This is a genomic window from Streptosporangium nondiastaticum (assembly GCF_003011965.1).
GTDB classification, from domain to species: domain Bacteria; phylum Actinomycetota; class Actinomycetes; order Streptomycetales; family Streptomycetaceae; genus Streptomyces; species Streptomyces nondiastaticus.
On the sequence record NZ_PXWG01000002.1, the window covers coordinates 47,196 to 64,106 of the forward strand.

A 16,911-nucleotide genomic window follows, 5' to 3' on the forward strand; every position below is an offset into this window, starting at 1 on the left:
CCGCCCGGCACGCCGCGGCGGAACGCCCTCTGCCGTTCCCGTCCGTCCGTCCTGGAGCCGGCACTCACCAGCGGACCGGCAGGCGGCTGACCAGGAGTCGTGCCCGTGACTCATCAGGCCGCAAGCCGCCGGGAAACGGACGCGGACAGGGCCAGGACCTGCGGCTACGAGTCATCCACGACACCACCGCACCGTGCCGCGTGGCGGCCCTTCCGGCCCGAGCGGACAATGACGGCGAGAGCACAGGGAGGCTGCCATGCGGATGACCAACCTCAGCGACGAGCCGGAGGAGTACGTCCGCGCCCGGGAAGAGCTGCGGCAGGCCGAGATCGAGCTGATGCGTCACCGCGAACGGGTCGCCGAGCAGCGCCGCCGGCTGCCGCTCGGACCGGTCCTCGACGACTACGTCTTCGAGGAGGGCCCCGCCGACCTGCAGGACGGTGACACACCGGCGACGACGGTCCGGCTGAGCGAACTGTTCACCGGGCCCGGCCGCGACCTGGTCGTCTACCACTTCATGTTCGGCAAGCGGCAGACCACGGCGTGTCCCATGTGCACCATGTGGATCGACGGGATCAACGGCGTGGCGCGCCACATCGCCCAGAACGTCGACTTCGCGATCGTCGCCGCCGCCGACCTGCCCACGCTCCGCGCGTACGCGCGGAAGCGGCAGTGGACGAACCTGCGCCTGCTCAGCGCCGGGTCCGGGACCTTCAAGTACGACCTCGGGAGCGAGGACGCCGAGGGCAATCAGGACTCGACGGTCTCGGTGTTCACCCGCGACGGCGAAGGCGCCGTACGCCACTTCTACTCGGCGCACCCCCGGATGGCCGACGACATCGACCAGCGCGGCATCGACCTGATGAGCCCGGTGTGGCACGTCCTCGACCTCACCACCCGCGGCCGGGGCGAGTGGTTCGCCGGACTCGACTACTGAGGCGCGACGCGCCCGATCGGCGTACGCACGGCGGGCGGGGCGGCCGCGCTGCCGCGTGCCCTCGCGGACCGGGGCCGGCGGTTCGTCCTGACCAGTAAGGCCGGGTGCTGGAGGTGCTTCAGTCCGCCCACACGCGGGCCAGGCACCTCCGGCCGTACGGGGCGGGCGGGTCGGTGAAGGCGGTGCGGCCGTGCAGCACGATGGTGTTGTCCAGCCAGAGAAGGTCTCCCGGGCGCAGGGCGATACGCAGGACGGTGCGCGGGTCGGACAGGATCTGGTCGACAGCGTCCAGGGCCGCCTGCTCATCGGGGGTCAGGGGGACGCCGGCTTCGTGGTGGGCGCGTTCGATGCCGCGCCTGTTGTAGTGCACGCGCAGGTCGGCGTCGTGCCGCTGGAAGACGGGGCGGAGCCGGTCGAAGCCGGTTCCCCGGCCGAAGTGGAAGTCCTGGTAGAGGCGGGGCAGGGCCCAGGGGTTGTCGGTGAGCAGCCTGTTGTGCACGGTGTGGCCGCTGGCCAGCAGCGTCTCCCCGCCTTGTGCCGCCTGTCGCACGCACAGCAGCCCCAGCAGTCTTGGCGGATGGGGTGCCGGGGTCCGGTCCGTGTGCGGGGCCAGAGCGAGGTTGGTCTTGCCCAGTCCGGCGTTGTCGGTCACGGTGACGAGGCCGCCCGGGTCCGCCGGCCGCGGAGTGCCCAGCGAGGCGGCGAATTGCCGGCACATCGCGGCGCACTCCTGGTCGGTGCGGCCATCCACCGGCAGGCCGCGGATCACGACGAACCCGCGGCTGTTCCGTAGGCGCTGGGCGACACCCGTGGTCAGGTCCGCCAGTGCCGCCCTGGTGAGTGCTCCAGCGGGTCCCGTGTCCTCTCTCCGGTCCCGGTCGTCCAGTGCGTGTGAGCAGGCGGGTGGCAACTGCATCAGCCAGTCCGCCTCGTCGAGGGCTTCGCCGTTCCATGCCGTGAGTGCTTCGAGCGGGGCGGGCTGGGTCATCCGCTCACCTTTCCGCGGCGCCTCTTGACGGACATGGGGTTGGGCAGCAGCGCCCACTGGTCGTCCTTTGATGACAGCCGCATCAGTGTCAGTGCTTTGACCGGAAGTTCCTCCGTCCGCAGTGCCCGCAGGTCCGGGGTAGGGGGGAGGTCGCGGGTGGCGGCTTCGAGAAGGGTGCCCAGCGTCGTGGTGTTCCCGGCCAGGGGGCCCAGTGCACCCGTGATCAGACAGCTGAGAGCCTTGCGGCGGAGTGCGGTGGGGTCGTCGTTGAGGAGCCGGCCGGTCAGCGGCGGTGGCGGGAGGCCGTGCCGGGCCAGCCGGGCAGGGCTGATGCGGATGTCGGCGAGGTCCCGGTAGACGAGCCGCTGGGGCCGTCCCTCCCCGTCGACGACCGCCAGGAGGTTCTGCCCGTGCGCTTCCAGGACCACCCCCACGTCGAGCAGGTCCAGGCAGACGCTGACGGCCAGTCGCGCGAACTCGGTGATGCGCTCCAGTCTCTCGTGAGGGCTGTGGGAGGCGTAGTGCCCGGGCAGCTCGGCCACGGGGATCACCTGTTCCCCCGTTCCGGCGTGGACGTACGGTGATTCGCGCAGTACCGCCGCCAGGTCCGGCGTGCCCGCCCCCGCCGCCGCCAGCGTCCGCGCGATGTGCAGCCGGCCGCCCAGACCGTTCGCGACTCGCTCGGCCACCTCGGAAGTAGCCAAGGCATATTCCACCGAATAGGCCGATATATCCCGCACTTGGGAAGTGAGCCGTGTGCTCAGCGCGGTCTTGACGTGCATTCGGGCGCCGAGGTCGAGCGTCCGCAGGGACAGCAGCGGATGAGCCGGCGGCCCGGGCAGCGTCCTCCGGCCGCCGAGGACGTGCCCGGCCTGCCAGGGATGCACCGGGACCAGCACGGCATCCCCGTCCCGCCACTCCGCAGGCCACGGCCCCCGCACCGTCGCTCCCGTCACGGGAGCGAGCCGCAGACCCACCACCGGCCGGTGCTCGGGCGCGTAGGCCAGCTGCTCGGCGGCCGAGAAGCCGGGCCGGGAGCGGCAGGTGGGATGGTACGGGTGGCCGTCCGGTGACCGCTGCTCCCACTCCCAGGGCTCCGCCGGAGGCCCGGCCGGACGAGGAGCTGTCCGGGACAGGGCCAAGGAGGCGACGCTGTGGTCGAGCTCGGCGGCGAACGGCGCGCCGCCCGGTACGCGCAGCGCCGCCATCAGCAGTGCGGGATGACCGTACGGGACGCCGTCCAGCTCCACGGCGGCGACCGCCGTTCCCGTCGCCCACGGATCGGACGGCGGACCGTGCAGCCGTCGCCCGTCGACGAGGCGCAGGACGATCCCGTCACGCCCGGAGACACGGGCCGCGATCCAGGGCAGCGGTTCATGGACCAGCCCGCGCCACAGCCGCGCCAGCACCGCCGCCCGGGCCCCCGGCAGGGCAGCGAGGTAGGCGGACGCCGACTCGCGGCGAACGCTCTCCAGTTCCTCGGCGAGCTCGCGCTCGGCGGGTGTGTCGCACACGCGTATGTCCTACCGCAGGCGAACGCACGTCACACATACTGGTGATCGATGAATGCCATCGCCCGCGAAGCCGACGCCCTGGCCATGGTGCCTCTGCTCAACTGCCTGCTGAGGGAAGCCTCCGCACCGGCCGGGGAGCCGGTCGCCGGCCGCGCAGTCCACCTCCTGCACGCCACCGGCAGGCTCCTGAGCGTCCGCACCGGCCACCGGCCCGGAGCACCCGAGCTCTGGACCGGCACCACCTGGCAACCCATGCGCCACAGCGGCCTCATCGACCTCGCCGCCCAGGAGATGCGTGCCGTCACCGGACGCTCCAATGCCGCCCTGCCCGCCGAGATGACCGCCGGCCGCGAAGCCGTCGAGGCCCTCCTCGCCGCCCGCGCCCACGCCACCCCGCCCGACAGCCCGTGGCTGCGCTCCGAACAGGCCCTGGTCATGGGCCACCCCTACCACCCGGCCCCCAAGGCCCGCAGCGGGGGCGGCCCGCCCAGCACCTGGCTGCGCTACGCGCCGGAGACGTACGCCCGCTTCCCCCTCGTCCTGCTGGGCGTGCGCGAGGACGCGGCAGTCGACGACGGCGACACCCGCGCCCTCGACACCCTGGGCCGGGCACCTGACGGCTACCGGCTGTTACCCGTCCATCCCTGGCAGTTCGACCTCACCCGCCACTTGCCCGCCGTGCGCGCCGCCTTTGCCGAGGGCCGCCTCGTCCACCTGGGCCGCACCCCCTGGGACGCCCGGGCCACGGCCTCGGTGCGCACGGTCCACGTCCCCGGCGGCCCCGAGCGCCCCGGAGCGCCCGGGGACCTGTTCCTGAAGTTCAGCCTGGAAGTGCAGATCACCAACGACGTCCGGCGGATCCGCCGGCACGAGCTCCGCCATGTGCGCCGCACCGACCCGCTGATCACTGCGGCCTTCCGGGCCGTGGACGGCCCCGCGGCATGGCTGAGCGAACGCGGGCACCGTACGGTTCGCGGCCTCGACGAGACCTTCCCCGTCCTCGTCCGCGACGGTCTGGACGACCACGTGCTCCCGGGCGCCACCGCGATACTGGCCGCAGCCCTCACCGAGGGCTTCGACGGCGATCCGCTCGATCGCCTCACCGACCCGCTGCCGTGGTGGTCGGCCTACCTGGACCGCGTCGTCCCGCCCGTACTGGACGCCTACGCCCGCCACGGCATCGCCGTCGAGTGCCATCTCCAGAACACGCTGATCGCCGTCGACTCGGACGGCGCCCCCGTCCAGGCCGTCTTCCGCGACACCGAAGGCGCCAGGGCGATCCCCGCGACGCCCCGCGAGGGCGCCTGGCAGCGCCTGGTGTACTGCCTTGTCGTCAACAACCTGACCGAAATCGCGAACGTCCTCGCCCACCGCTTCCCCCGCTCCGCCGGTTCCCTGTGGCCGGCGGCGCGGCGGGAGTTCCAGCGGTGCGGCAAAGAGCACGGCCTCCCGGAGATCAAGGCACTGCTGGCCGCGGCGACGGTCCCGTGCAAGGCCAACCTCCTGTCCCGCTGGATCGACGCGGACGGCACCGCCCCCTGCTACGTCCCCGTCCCCAACCCGCTGGCCGTCCACTCCTGAGAGCCGGAACGCGGCATGCCGTCCCTCCCGGCCCCAGCCCCTTGGAAGAACTGGAGTTCGCCGATGCTCCCTCGCTCGTGCGCCCTGTTCGCCCCGTTCGCCCTCGCTCTTCTTCTGGCCGTGGCCACCACCTCCTTCCAGCCGCCGGATGCCGCCCCACCGTGGCGGGCCGCCTCCCTGAACCACGACCACGGCCGCGACTGTGACTGTGCCGGCTACGGCTACGGCTACGGCTACGGCAACGTGCTCGATCTACGGGGCGCCCCGACGACAGCACTTCCCGGACACGAGAAGGACAACAACCCCGTCAACGTCTTCGCCGACCGGGGGGCTTGGCACGCCTACGCCCTGCCGGCGGCCGACGCCCCGGGCGGCTACGGCGGATTCACCGGCCCCCTCTACATCGCGCAGGAGTACCCCTGGTGGTTGAGCACCTCCTTCAGCCGCATCCGGCTGAGCGAGGGCGGCCACGCGCTCGACCTCGCCGGCGGCGGCCCGCCGCGCTTCACCTCCCGGCCCGGATCCCTGTGCCAGGCCTACGACCTCGGCGGCGGCCTTCGGCTCACCCTTGAGCTTCGGTACGCCACGCACCGCACCGCGCTGGTGAGGGCCGTGGTGCGCAACACCGGCCGCACCCCGCGCACCCTCGGCGCCGCCTGGACCGGAAGTCTGCTGCGACCTGCCGAGGCGCCCATGAGACAGGCGCCATCGCTGGCCGTCACGTCCCGGGGCGTCGCCGTCGGCTTCGCCAGGGTGCGTGCGGCGGACGATTTCCTCACCGACGGCACCGAACGGTTCGAGGTCCGGCACCGGGACCCGGTGCGTACGACGGTGTCGGAAGACGGGGACTCCTACCGTACGGAACTGGCCGCGCCCTTCACCCTCGCACCCGGCGCGGCGCGCGCCCTGGACCGGACCGAGAGCTACACCTTCACGGAGGCCGAGCGCGCCGCGGAAGCCGGTGAGGCACGGCGGGTGCTCGCCGATCCGGTGCGGACGGTCCGGGCGGGCGACGCGCGCTGGCGCGGGTACGTCGACGGGGTAACCGCCGGGGTCCCGGCCGGCCGGCGGCGGCTTGCCGTCAAGGCGCTGGAGACGCTGGTGACCAACTGGCGCAGCGCCGCAGGCGGCCTCGCGCACGACGGGATCACGCCGTCCCTCTCCTACAAGTGGTTCGCGGGTGGATTCTGGGCCTGGGACACCTGGAAGCAGGCGGTCGGCACGGCACGCTTCGACACGGGGCTCGCCGAGGCACAGATCCGCTCGGTGCTCGACCACCAGATACGTCCCGGCTCCACGACCCGCCCGCAGGACGCGGGGATGATCCCGGACGCCGTCTTCTACAACGACCCGCAGCGGGGCGGGACCAACTGGAACGAGCGGAACAGCAAGCCGCCGCTGGGCGCCTGGTCGGTGTGGCAGGTCTACGAGCGGAGCGGGAACAAGGACTTCCTGCGGGAGGTGTACCCGAAGCTGGCCGCGTACGAGGAGTGGTGGTACCGGAACCGGGACCACGACCACAACGGGCTCGCGGAGTACGGCGCGACCGTGGACCCCGCCAACAGCTCGCCCGGGCAGCGGCGGCTGGCCGCGGCCTGGGAGAGCGGCATGGACGACGCGCCCCGGTTCGACGCCGCATTGGGCACCGCTGTCGTGCCGAACCGGGACGGCTCGGGGCAGGTGATCGGCTACTCGCTGACCCAGGAGTCCGTGGACCTCAATGCCTATCTCGCCGTCGACCAGGAGCATCTGGGCAGGGTCGCCGCGGAGCTGGGGAAGCGGGCGGCCGCCGACGGCTGGCGGGCCAAGGCTGCCGCGACCGGCAGGGCCGTACGGGAGAGGATGTACGACCCGGCGACCGGCTGGTTCTACGACACCGCGGTCGGCTCCGGCACCCGGCTGACGGACCGGGGCCGGGGCATCGAGGGCGCGATCCCCCTGTGGGGTGGCGTCGCGACCCGGGCGCAGGCCGCCGCCGTACGCGGACGGCTCCTGGATCCCTCCGAATTCGCCACCGAGATGCCCCTGCCGACGGTCTCCAGGAGCTCGCCGTACTTCGCCGCGCGGCAGTACTGGCGCGGCCCCGTCTGGCTCGACCAGGCGTACTTCGCGATCGCCGGGTTGCGCCGTTACGGATTCGGCCGTGACGCGGACGCACTGGCCACGAGACTGACGGGGCAAGCGGCCGGTCTGACCGGCGACGGGCCGATCATGGAGAATTACGACCCACTGAGCGGAGCCGCCCTCAACTCGCCCAATTTCAGCTGGTCCGCGGCGCTGCTGCTGCCGCTGATCGCGGGGCGGTAGCCCGAGGCCTCTCCTCCCCCGCGTCCTTCTGCGGTTCCACGCCGTCGGCTTCGGGCGCGCCGGTCAGGAGCGCTGCCCTGCCCGTGCCGACCGGGAAGCACCCTGCTCAGGGCCGTCCTTCTCCACCTCGCCGTCCAAGCGTGCCGGCCACAAATCTCTCACCCTGCACGTCCTTTTCAACCATTACGGCGAAGGTGACATCAAGTCGACCATCGCGGCCTGCGAAACTCCCGTCAGTGACCTGTTGCGGCGCGCCACAGCCCCGGTCTCCGCACCGGCGGAGGTCGTCGGCACCTTGCCGGGCTCTGCGGCCACCGAAAACGCCCGGGCCCGCGGCACCTCCCCCGGCATCACCCCGGCCACCGTCGCTGAGGCGACCCGGCCACTGCCCGGCGCAGGCTGGAACACGCTCTCGACGGGCGCTGCATCACGTGGGAGGCCCCGGCGCCCTTGCCGCCGGCGTACGGTTCGCTGTCTCCGCTCGCAGTGGCAAGGGCGCCGACCGCCCGCACCGCCCACACGTACAGCCACCCCCGCCGTGGCACTCGTCCGCGGCACTCGTCCACGGCGCCCGCCCCGCCCCCGCCCGCTCCGGACCGCAGCAGGGTGCACACCCGTCGGCGAACCCTGACAGAATCCGGCCGAACATCGCTTCCCCCCACACCCAGCCGGATCAGACGCATGGCCAGATACCGCCTTATCAGCAGATTGGCCGGTTTCAAAGCCATGATGTTGCCGGGAAGTTAACACGGAGACATGATCACTGCTCGTATCAGCCTGATCACTCATCCAGGAGACGAGAAGTGATACGCAGAACCGTTCTCCGCACCCTCACCACCGTCGCCGTGACCGCGGCCCTCGCCCTGCCCCTCGCCCAGGGTGCCCAGGCCGCCGCCCCGGCCACGACCGCCCCGGCGACCGCCGCCACCCCCGCCACGACCGGCGCGAGGGACGACAACCCCTTCCGCTGGATGGAACTGGAAGGCCTGCGGGCCGACTTCCGGTTCATGTGTCCCGCAGGCCGCTGCGCGGGCTTCTGGTCTCTGGTCCTGACGGACGACATCGCGCAGCAGAAGTTCAAGGGCGGTAAGTTCTTCGTCTACGCCCCGGCCACGGGTGAGTTCAGCTTCTTCCTCGACACGGACATCGCCGTGCGCACGGTCGACCACCCCGGCCAGGTCCGCCTGGTCGACACCGAGTTCATGCGCTCCCACCCGCGCGTCGAGGTCCGCTACGGCAACCCCGACCACCCGGGCCGGGCCCGCGTCGTCGCCTCGGCGACGACCTTGATGTAGCGCCGGCCCCGCCCGACCGGGCCCGGCCCCGCCCGACCGGGCCGCCTGCTGCCGCCCCTTCCGCCTCGCGGCGGCGGCCTTCCTGCCGTCGGCAGATCGCCGCAATCCCCCTCCCCCTCCATTGCGCCGCGCTCTCGCATGCCCTCGTTTCCCGACATTCACCACAAGGGAGTTGCTGATTTCCATGCAAAAACGCCTGAGAATCCTCACCTTCGCCACCGCGGGCGCAGTCATATGCACCGCCGGATTCATCCCGTCGGTCAGCCAGGCCGCCGGCAACGGCGACAGGGAAGAGAAGGGGTCCTACGCCGAAACGCACGGGCTGACGGCGGACGACGTCAAGAACATCAACGCGCTCAACGAAAGCGCCCTGCCTCCGAGCGCCGGCCCGTCCTTCCGGGCCCCCGGCTCCACCGACGACAGGGAAACCCCGCCGGCCGAGCCGCTCGAAAGGATGCCCGACGCGTACCGGGCCTACGGAGGCAGGGCCACCACGGTCATCAACAACTACATACGCAAGTGGCAGCAGGTCTACAGCCACCGCGACGGCAAGAAGCAGCAGATGACCGAAGAGCAGAGAGAAAAGCTGTCCTACGGCTGCGTCGGCGTCACCTGGGTCAACTCGGGTCCCTACCCGGCGAACAAACTGGCGTTCGCGTTCTTCGATGAGAACAAGTACAAGAACGACCTCAAGAACACCAGCCCCCGACGCGACGAAACCCGGGCGGAGTTCGAGGGTCGCATCGCCAAGGACAGTTTCGACGAGGGGAAGGGGTTCAAGCGGGCGCGCGATGTGGCGTCCCTCCTCAACAAGGCCCTGGAAAGCGCCCACGACGAGGGGACGTACATCGACAACCTCAAGACGGAGCTCACGAACAGCAATGACGCTCTGCTCCACGAGGACAGCCGCTCGAACTTCTACTCGGCACTGAGGAACACACCGTCCTTCAAAGAAAGAGACGGAGGCAACTACGACCCGTCCAGGATGAAGGCGGTGATCTACTCGAAGCACTTCTGGAGCGGGCAGAACCAACAGGGCCCCTCCGACAAGAGGAAGTACGGCGACCCGGACGCCTTCCGCCCCGACCAGCGTACCGGCCTGGTCGACATGTCGAAGGACAGGAGCATCCCGCGCAGCCCCGCCAACCCCGGCGAGAGCTGGGTCAATTTCGACTACGGCTGGTTCGGGGCCCAAACGGAAGCGGATGCCGACAAGACGGTATGGACCCACGGCGACCACTATCACTCGCCCAATAGTGGCCTGGGCCCCATGCACGTATACGAGAGCAAGTTCCGGAACTGGTCCGCCGGGTACGCCGACTTCGACCGCGGAACCTACATGATCACGTTCATACCCAAGAGCTGGAACACCGCCCCCGCCAAGGTGCTGCAGGGCTGGCCGTAGCAGAACCCGGCTGGAGGGTCGGGGCGCGCCCCGGCCCTCCTCCGTCCACGACAGCGCCGTGCTCAGCAAATCTCGGTTGAGATCTGTTCAGCCATCAGAGACATTACGTGGTTGGGCCGGAGGCGCGACGAAGACCCGAGTCGACTTCCACTCGGGCCCCGTCTGCTCCTTCGCCCGGATCACCGCACAGTCACTGAACAGGAGCCACCCGTGGCCAACACCCGGCAGACCACCCCCGACGTCCGTGTCGAGGGTCGAAGCAGGCAGGACCATCCGGATCACCCCGCAGCCTTCGACGACGCGGTGATACGCCAGGCCCGCAACTCCGCCGCGTTCTGGGCCGCGACCGGAAGCTCCCGCGGCCACGAGGTGATCCGCCGGCGCAGCTTCCTCGCCGTGCTCGGCAGCGAGCGCGCCGGGACACGCGTCCTGCTGCAGGAGCCCGACCCCGACGCGGACGAGCTCGCCGAGCTGACCGAGCTGGCCGGCCGATCGACCGGACCGGTGGACGTCGAGGATCCGTTCAGTTCCACCGACCTGAGTCACCTGGGCATGCGCAACTGGCAGATGCCGATCATGCTGCGCCCGCCCGGCCCTGTCGCCGCCCCCGCGATGGAGGTGGTCCGGGCCCAGCAGACGCACGAGCTGCAGGCTGCCGAGCAGATCGTGATCGACGGCTTCGGGCTGACCAGATTCACCCCCTACCGTCCCGGCGAGATGTTCCCCCCGGCGCTGACCGAGCAGCCGGGCGTGGACGTCTTTCTCGCCGTCCTCGACGGCGAGACGGTCGGAGCCGGAGTCACGGTCGTCCACGACGGGTTCGGCAGCCACTACTGGGTCGGCACGCCGTCGGCGCACCGCTCCCGCGGCGCCGGGCGGGCCGTCATGCTCGGCTCGCTCGCGCCCATGGCGAACCTTCCGGTGACGCTCACTGCCTCACGGCTCGGACGGCCGCTGTACGAGTCGCTGGGCTTCACCGCCGTCACCTCGTCGACCTGGTGGTCCTCGCAATGACCACCACGGAGGCGTGAACGTCTGTAGAAGTGGCGGCTTTGCACACGCCGGGCCGCCGCTCGCCCTGGTCGCCGGTGTCAACACTGAGCCGGGGGCCGGGCTCCGGGGGCCGGGGGCTTACTCCGCGGCCGGGAGAGGCTGCTCGGTCCAGATGGTCTTGCCCGTGGGGGTGTAGCGGGTGCCCCACCGCTGGGTGACCTGGGCGACGATGAACAGGCCCCTGCCACCCTCGTCGTCGGCGGCGGCGTGGCGCAGGTGGGGCGAGGTGTGGCCGGTGTCGGCGACCTCGCAGACGAGGCTGCGGTCACGGATCAGCCGGACGTGGACCGGTCCGCCGGAGGCGTGGCGGACGGCGTTGGTCACCAGCTCACTGACGATCAGCTCGGTCGTGAACGACAGGTCCTCGAGCCCCCACTCGTCCAGTTGCCCACTGGTGAGGGACCGGGCCCGCGCGGCGCTCGCGGGGGCGGCGTCCAGCTTCCAGACCACCACTTGGTGCTCGCCGAGCATCCGGGTACGGACCAGGAGCAGGGCCGCGTCGTCGTCCACCGGGCCGGGCAGCAGCTCGGCCATGGTGCGGTCGCAGAGCTCCTCCAGGGGGCGCCGGCACTCGGTGAGGACGCCGGTGAGCAGGCCGAGCGCCGTCCCGGTGTCGTGGCCCGGGGCCTGGACGAGACCGTCGGTGAACAGGGCGAGCAGGCTGCCGGCGGGCAGCTGGAGTTCCACGCTCTGGAAGGGCGCGCCGCCCAGGCCCAGGGGCGGGCCCTCCGGGAGGCCCGGAAGGCTGACGGCACCGCGAGCGGGGTCGACGACGGCGGGCGGCGAGTGGCCCGCGCGGGCCATGCTGCACTGCCCGGACACCGGGTCGTAGACGGCGTACAGGCAAGTGACCCCCAGGGCCTCGTCGCCGTCCGCCGCCGGCGTGCCCCCGCCGCGGCCGTGCGCCCGCTCCTCGGCGGCGCGCTCCTCGGCGGTCCGCCCGACCACGTCGTCCAGGTGCGCGAGCAGCTCGTCCGGGGCGAGGTCGAGCCGGGCCAGGACACGTACGCTCGTCTGCAGCCGGCCCATGGTGGCGGCGGCGCGCAGCCCGTGGCCGCGCACGTCCCCGACCACCAGGCCGACACGGGAGCTCGACAGCGGGATGACGTCGAACCAGTCGCCGCCCACCCCGGAGCGGCTGTCGGCGGGCACGTAGCGGCTGGCCGCCTCGACACCGGACAGCGACGGCAGGTCGGGGGGCAGCAGATCGCGTTGCAGTTTGAGGGCGGCGGTGTGTTCCCGCGTGATGATCAGCATCAGGACGACACCGACCAGCAGGGCGCTCAGGCCCACGACGCTCACACTGCCGGTTCGCCCGAGGAGCGGCAGGTCGAAGGAGGTCGAGCCGTAGTCCGGGGCGGCGTAGACCACGAAGGCGGCGTAGCAGAACAGACTGAGCATCAGGAGCCCGCCCAGCCCCGGAAGCACCCCCTTGTACAGCAGGTCCCGGGGGCTGCGCGTGAGCCGCCCGCGATAGGACCAGACGCAGGCGAAGCCGGTGAGGCCGTAGTAGAAGGCGATCGCCAGGCCGACCGCCTTGATGGAGTCGGCCAGCACGTCGCGGCTGATCACGGTCAGGAGGACGAGGAAGCCGATGGAGATGAGGCCCATGCCGACGGTCGACCAGGTCGGGGTGAGGAACCTGTGGTGCACGCGGGCGAAGCGCGAGGGGACGGCCTTGTGGGCCGCCATGGAGAAGACGGTGCGGGCCAGCGGCAGGATGGTGGTCTGGGTGGATGCCACCGCCGAGGTCAGCACCGTGAAGATGAGCACCTTGGTGAAGAACCAGCCGGGGCCCGTGGTGCCGAAGACGGCACCGCCCAGGCCGGAGAGCACGTCTCCGGAGTTCGCCGTGTTGCCCAGGCCGGTGCCCTCGGTGCCGATCCCGGCGTACGCCTGCGCCGAGGTCGCCACCAGGGCGTAGATGCCCAGCAGGAGCACGGTGGAGACGACCGCCGCCCGTCCGGGGACGTTCCTGCTGTCGGCGGTCTCCTCGTTGACCGCGACGGCGGTGTCCCAGCCCCAGTAGATGAAGACCGCGGCGAGGAGGCCCGCGGTCAGCTCCCTGACCGACGGCACGTGGAGGGGGTTGAACCAGGAGACGGAGACGTGGATCGCCGTCGGCGGCCCGTCGGTGTAGGCCTTGACCAGGGCGGTCACCGCGAAGAAGATCAGCACCGCAAGTTCGGCGCACACCAGCCAGCGCTGGAGGACCGCCGACACTTCGATGCCCACGTAGCAGACCGCGGTCATCGCGGCGATCCAGGTGACCCCCGCGACGGTGGTCCACAGCCGGTCCTCGGCGAGCGAGTCGAACCCCAGCAGCCGGAAGCCGTAGATGCCGGCGATCTCCGCGAGGTTCGCCATGGCGATGACGTCGGCGACGATGATGCCCCAGCCGCCCATCCAGCCGATGCGCGGGCCGAAGGCGCGGGAGGCCCACGTGAAGGTGGTCCCGCAGTCGGCGTCGCCCGCGTTGAGCTCCCGGTAGGCGTACGCGATGAGCAGCATCGGGACGAAGGCCAGCATCGTCACGATCGGGGCCTGGAGGCCGACCGCCGCGACGATCAGGCCGAGCGTCGCCGCCAGGCTGTACGCCGGGGCGGTGGAGGACAGGCCCATGGCGACCGAGGAGGCCAGTCCCAGGGCACCGGCCTTGAGCCCCTTCTCGCCTGCGGCCGGGCCGGGCGCGAGCGGCGCGGCGGACTCGACCGGACCACCGAAGACCTTCACCCCTGCATTCATCTCCGCTTCTCGTCCGGAGAGCTCGCGTCCCCGAGAGAGCTCGTGATCACTATTTTCCCGTGGTCGATCAGGTCCGCCGAACAATGACGCGCCGGGCGGGTGGGGCTCGCCACATGGCGGCGATCGCGGCCATACGGGTGAGGACAGCGGCCGGGTCGCCCGCAACGAAGACCCGCCCGCACCGCGCCCCCGCATCGCGACCCGCCTTGCCTTCTCAGCCCGCGGAGCCGTGTTGCCCCATATAGGCAATATTTCTTGCCATAATTGACAACCCACTTTCAATGCTGGGTTAATAAGTCGCCAGACCGTTGCCGAAGACGGCAACTCCGTGGCACGACTTCAGAGCACGAGGAAGGCAGCGCATGGAGCACACCAACCCACCCAGGATCCTGATCGTGGGCCTCGACCGCTACGGCATGCGGGCATGCGTACGCCTCGGCCTGGAGACCACCGTCATCTGCGGGGCGGCCTCCTGGGACCAGGGACACATCGCGATACCGGACGAGGTGACGGTGCTCCTCGTCGACGACCACACCAGCGCCGAGGCCGTCCTCATGGCACTCGCCCGCGCCGGGCTGACCTCCCGGTCCTTCGACGCCGTGTACACCACCGCCGAGGACTCCCTGGTGATGGTCGGTCTGCTGGCCGCGCATCTCGGACTGCCGGCCGTCCCGCCCGAGGTCGCGGTGCGCTTCCGGGACAAGTCGGTGCAGAAGCAGCACATCAGGGCGGCCGGCCTGGCCACGGCGGGTGCCGTCGTCGTCGACGACGTCCACGAGGTCTCGGGCGTGACCGAGCTCGGCTTCGCCAAAGCCGTGCTGAAGCCGGTGGCGGGGGCGGCCACCGTGCGGACCTCCGTCGTCTCCTCGGTGGCGGACCTGCGCCGCCGAAGCGCGGAGTACCGGCGGCAGCGCACCGAGCAGCGCACCTTCGTCCTGGAGGAGTTCGTCCGCGGCGAGGAGTGGATCGCGGACGGCGTCCTGTTCGACGGCGAGTTGCTCTTCTGCGCGCTCGGCCGGTACGGCGATCCGTGCCTGACCGCGGTGGACACCGGCCGGCCGCTCAACTTCCGCCACTTCGACCCCGCCCGGGAGAGCTGGGCCTACGACCGGGCGCTTCCCGTGATCACGGCCTCGCTCGCGGCCCTGGGGCTGCGGCAGGGGATGTTCCACATGGAGCTCTTCCACGATCCCGAAAGCGGTGCGCTCACCTTCGGCGAGTGTGCCGCGCGCCGGGGCGGCGCTCTGGTGCAGGAAGTCGTGCAGGCCAAGTTCAACGTAGATCTGGCAGAGACGGCGATCCAGGTCGCGCTCGGGCGGCGTCCCGAGCTGGACGTCAAGATCCTCCCTGGCGCCGTCGGCGGCGCGTACCTCACCGCTCCTCCGGGGCTGCTGCTCGGCTACCCCTCCGCGGCCGAGGTCATGGCAAGGCCCGGGGTGGAGTTCGTCCGGATCGAGCGGCCCGTCGGTGACCGCAGTCCTTCCGTCGCCGGCACGGACCACCGGATCGGCCAGTTCCTGGTGATGGCGGACACCGCCGAGGAACTCCAGGAGCGGTTCGACGAGGTCTGGGACTGGTTCGGCCCGCAGCTGCGGGTCGTCCCGGACGGCCTCAAGCCGCGGGAACTGCGCGAGCTGCAGACCGTGTTGAGGCCGGGCGTCCACTTCGGGGACGCGCTGTGGCAGTGACGTCCGTGCGCGCGCCCGTCCGTGGTGTGCGCAGGCTGCTGCCCGAGTCACCGGCGCAGCGGATCCTGACCTTCGCCACGTTCGCGAACAGCTTCGGCGGCGGGATGTTCACCACCGCGAGCGCGCTGTACTTCACCCGTGTCGTCGGGCTGCCGGCCGGGCAGGTCGCCGTGGGCCTGTTCGGCGGAGCCATGACGGGTCTGGTCGCCGGGGTCCTGGTCGGGCGGCTGGCGGACCAGTGGGGGCCCAAGCGCGTCCACGTCTCGGTGATGCTCAGCGGCGGGGCGGCCATCTCCTGCTTCACGCTCGTCGGCTCGTTCTGGTCCTTCCTCGCGGTCTCGCTGGTCGCGGGCATGATCATCCCGGCGGACGTGGCCAGCAAGGCGCCGCTCATCCGCGGGGTCTCCGAGGGAAACCCCACGGTGTTCATCGGCTACCTGCGGTCGGTGACCAACCTGGCCCTCGCGCTGGGCTCGGTCGCCGCCGGCTTCGCCATCCAGATCGACACCAGGCCCGCGTACCTGGCCCTGGTGGTCTGCCGGGCCCTGGCGTACGTGAGCTGCGGGCTCATCCTCCTGCGGCTGCCGCGGATCACGGCAACCGCGGAGAGAGGGGAGCGCGGCTGGGCCGCGCTGCGCGACCGCACCTATCTCAGTGCCACGGCGGCCCACGCGGTGCTGTCGCTGAACTACGCCGTGTCCGGGTTCCTGCTCCCCCTGTGGATCGTCGCCCACACGAGCGCGCCCCGGTGGGCGGTCTCGGCGGTCCTGGTGCTCAACATGGCCTTCGTGGTGCTGCTCCAGGTCAAGGTGAGCCGTGGTGTGCACGACGTGCGGGCGGCCGGCCGGCGCATGGCCTGGGCGGGGACGGCGTTCGCCTCCGGGCTCATGCTCATGGCGTCGGCCCACGGCCCCTCCCGCTGGGTGGCGACGGGGCTGCTGCTGGGCGGCATGGCCGTCTTCGCGCTCGGCGAGCTCTGGTACGCGGCTGCCTCGACCGAGTACTGCTTCGGCCTGGCGCCGGCTCACCTCCAGGGCCAGTACGCCGGGGTGTTCGGGCTGGGCAGCGGAGCCGTGGAGGCGGTCGCACCCGCGGTGATGAGTCTGCTGCCCCTCGGGATGGGGCTGCCCGGCTGGCTGCTGCTCGGCGCCCTCCTGCTGTTCGTCGGCCTGGGCAGCGGGCCCCTCGTGGCGTGGGCGGGCAGGACCCGGCCGGCCGTCTGACCCGGGTGCCGTGCCGGGCCGCAGCCATCCGGCCGGCCCGGCACCCGTGCCCGCCGGCCACGGCCCCTTCGGCCCCCGCCGTGGGGGCCGCCCCGTTCCGGCCCGGAGCTCCTGCTCCGGGCCGCTTCACGTTACGTACGGGCTGACGGACTGCTACAAGGACGCCGAGTCCCCG

General features: G+C 71.5%; 11 protein-coding genes. 8 read left to right on the forward strand and 3 right to left on the reverse strand.

Annotation, left to right across the window (positions count from 1 at the left end):
- The first annotated feature begins 256 nt into the window (after positions 1–256).
- Positions 257–937 carry a DUF899 family protein gene (locus B7P34_RS01825; protein WP_106673979.1) on the forward strand — a complete coding sequence of 227 codons (681 nt, stop codon included), beginning with the start codon at positions 257–259 and terminating at the stop codon, positions 935–937.
- A gap of 118 nt (positions 938–1,055) precedes the next feature.
- Here B7P34_RS01825 and B7P34_RS01830 read toward each other — a convergent pair whose 3' ends face one another.
- Positions 1,056–1,925, reverse strand: coding sequence for a TauD/TfdA family dioxygenase (locus B7P34_RS01830; protein WP_106673980.1), 870 nt, complete (start codon positions 1,923–1,925; stop codon positions 1,056–1,058).
- The gene (locus B7P34_RS01835) at positions 1,922–3,439 is read right to left on the reverse strand and encodes an IucA/IucC family protein (protein WP_106673981.1); all 1,518 of its coding nucleotides are present in this window, start codon (positions 3,437–3,439) and stop codon (positions 1,922–1,924) included. Before B7P34_RS01835 ends, B7P34_RS01830 begins: the two co-directional genes overlap by 4 nt.
- 48 nt (positions 3,440–3,487) lie before the next feature.
- Here B7P34_RS01835 and B7P34_RS01840 point away from each other — a divergent pair, with 48 nt between their 5' ends.
- The 5 genes from B7P34_RS01840 (at position 3,488) to B7P34_RS01860 (ending at position 11,041) form a co-directional block, all read left to right on the forward strand.
- Positions 3,488–5,020 carry an IucA/IucC family protein gene (locus B7P34_RS01840; protein ID WP_106673982.1) on the forward strand — a complete coding sequence of 511 codons (1,533 nt, stop codon included), beginning with the start codon at positions 3,488–3,490 and terminating at the stop codon, positions 5,018–5,020.
- Between the two features lie 63 nt (positions 5,021–5,083).
- Positions 5,084–7,327 (forward strand): MGH1-like glycoside hydrolase domain-containing protein, encoded by a 2,244-nt coding sequence (locus B7P34_RS01845; RefSeq protein WP_106673983.1) that lies wholly within the window; start codon positions 5,084–5,086, stop codon positions 7,325–7,327.
- Positions 7,328–8,130: 803 nt separating this feature from the next.
- Positions 8,131–8,622, forward strand: a complete 492-nt coding sequence (locus B7P34_RS01850) for a hypothetical protein (protein WP_106673984.1) — start codon at positions 8,131–8,133, stop codon at positions 8,620–8,622.
- Between the two features lie 184 nt (positions 8,623–8,806).
- Positions 8,807–10,027, forward strand: coding sequence for a protein-glutamine gamma-glutamyltransferase (locus tag B7P34_RS01855; protein WP_106673985.1), 1,221 nt, complete (start codon positions 8,807–8,809; stop codon positions 10,025–10,027).
- 210 nt (positions 10,028–10,237) lie between these two features.
- Entirely contained in the window at positions 10,238–11,041 is an 804-nt protein-coding gene (locus B7P34_RS01860) for a GNAT family N-acetyltransferase (RefSeq protein WP_223267395.1), read from the forward strand.
- A 117-nt stretch (positions 11,042–11,158) separates the two neighbouring features.
- Here B7P34_RS01860 and B7P34_RS01865 read toward each other — a convergent pair whose 3' ends face one another.
- Positions 11,159–13,825 carry a SpoIIE family protein phosphatase gene (locus tag B7P34_RS01865; protein WP_223267396.1) on the reverse strand — a complete coding sequence of 889 codons (2,667 nt, stop codon included), beginning with the start codon at positions 13,823–13,825 and terminating at the stop codon, positions 11,159–11,161.
- A gap of 362 nt (positions 13,826–14,187) precedes the next feature.
- Between B7P34_RS01865 and B7P34_RS37135 the strand changes: the two genes are divergently transcribed.
- Positions 14,188–15,513 carry a hypothetical protein gene (locus tag B7P34_RS37135; RefSeq protein WP_189382348.1) on the forward strand — a complete coding sequence of 442 codons (1,326 nt, stop codon included), beginning with the start codon at positions 14,188–14,190 and terminating at the stop codon, positions 15,511–15,513.
- Positions 15,504–16,736 carry an MFS transporter gene (locus B7P34_RS01875; protein WP_146166698.1) on the forward strand — a complete coding sequence of 411 codons (1,233 nt, stop codon included), beginning with the start codon at positions 15,504–15,506 and terminating at the stop codon, positions 16,734–16,736. The genes B7P34_RS37135 and B7P34_RS01875 overlap by 10 nt, the downstream gene beginning before the upstream one ends.
- Positions 16,737–16,911 lie beyond the last annotated feature (175 nt).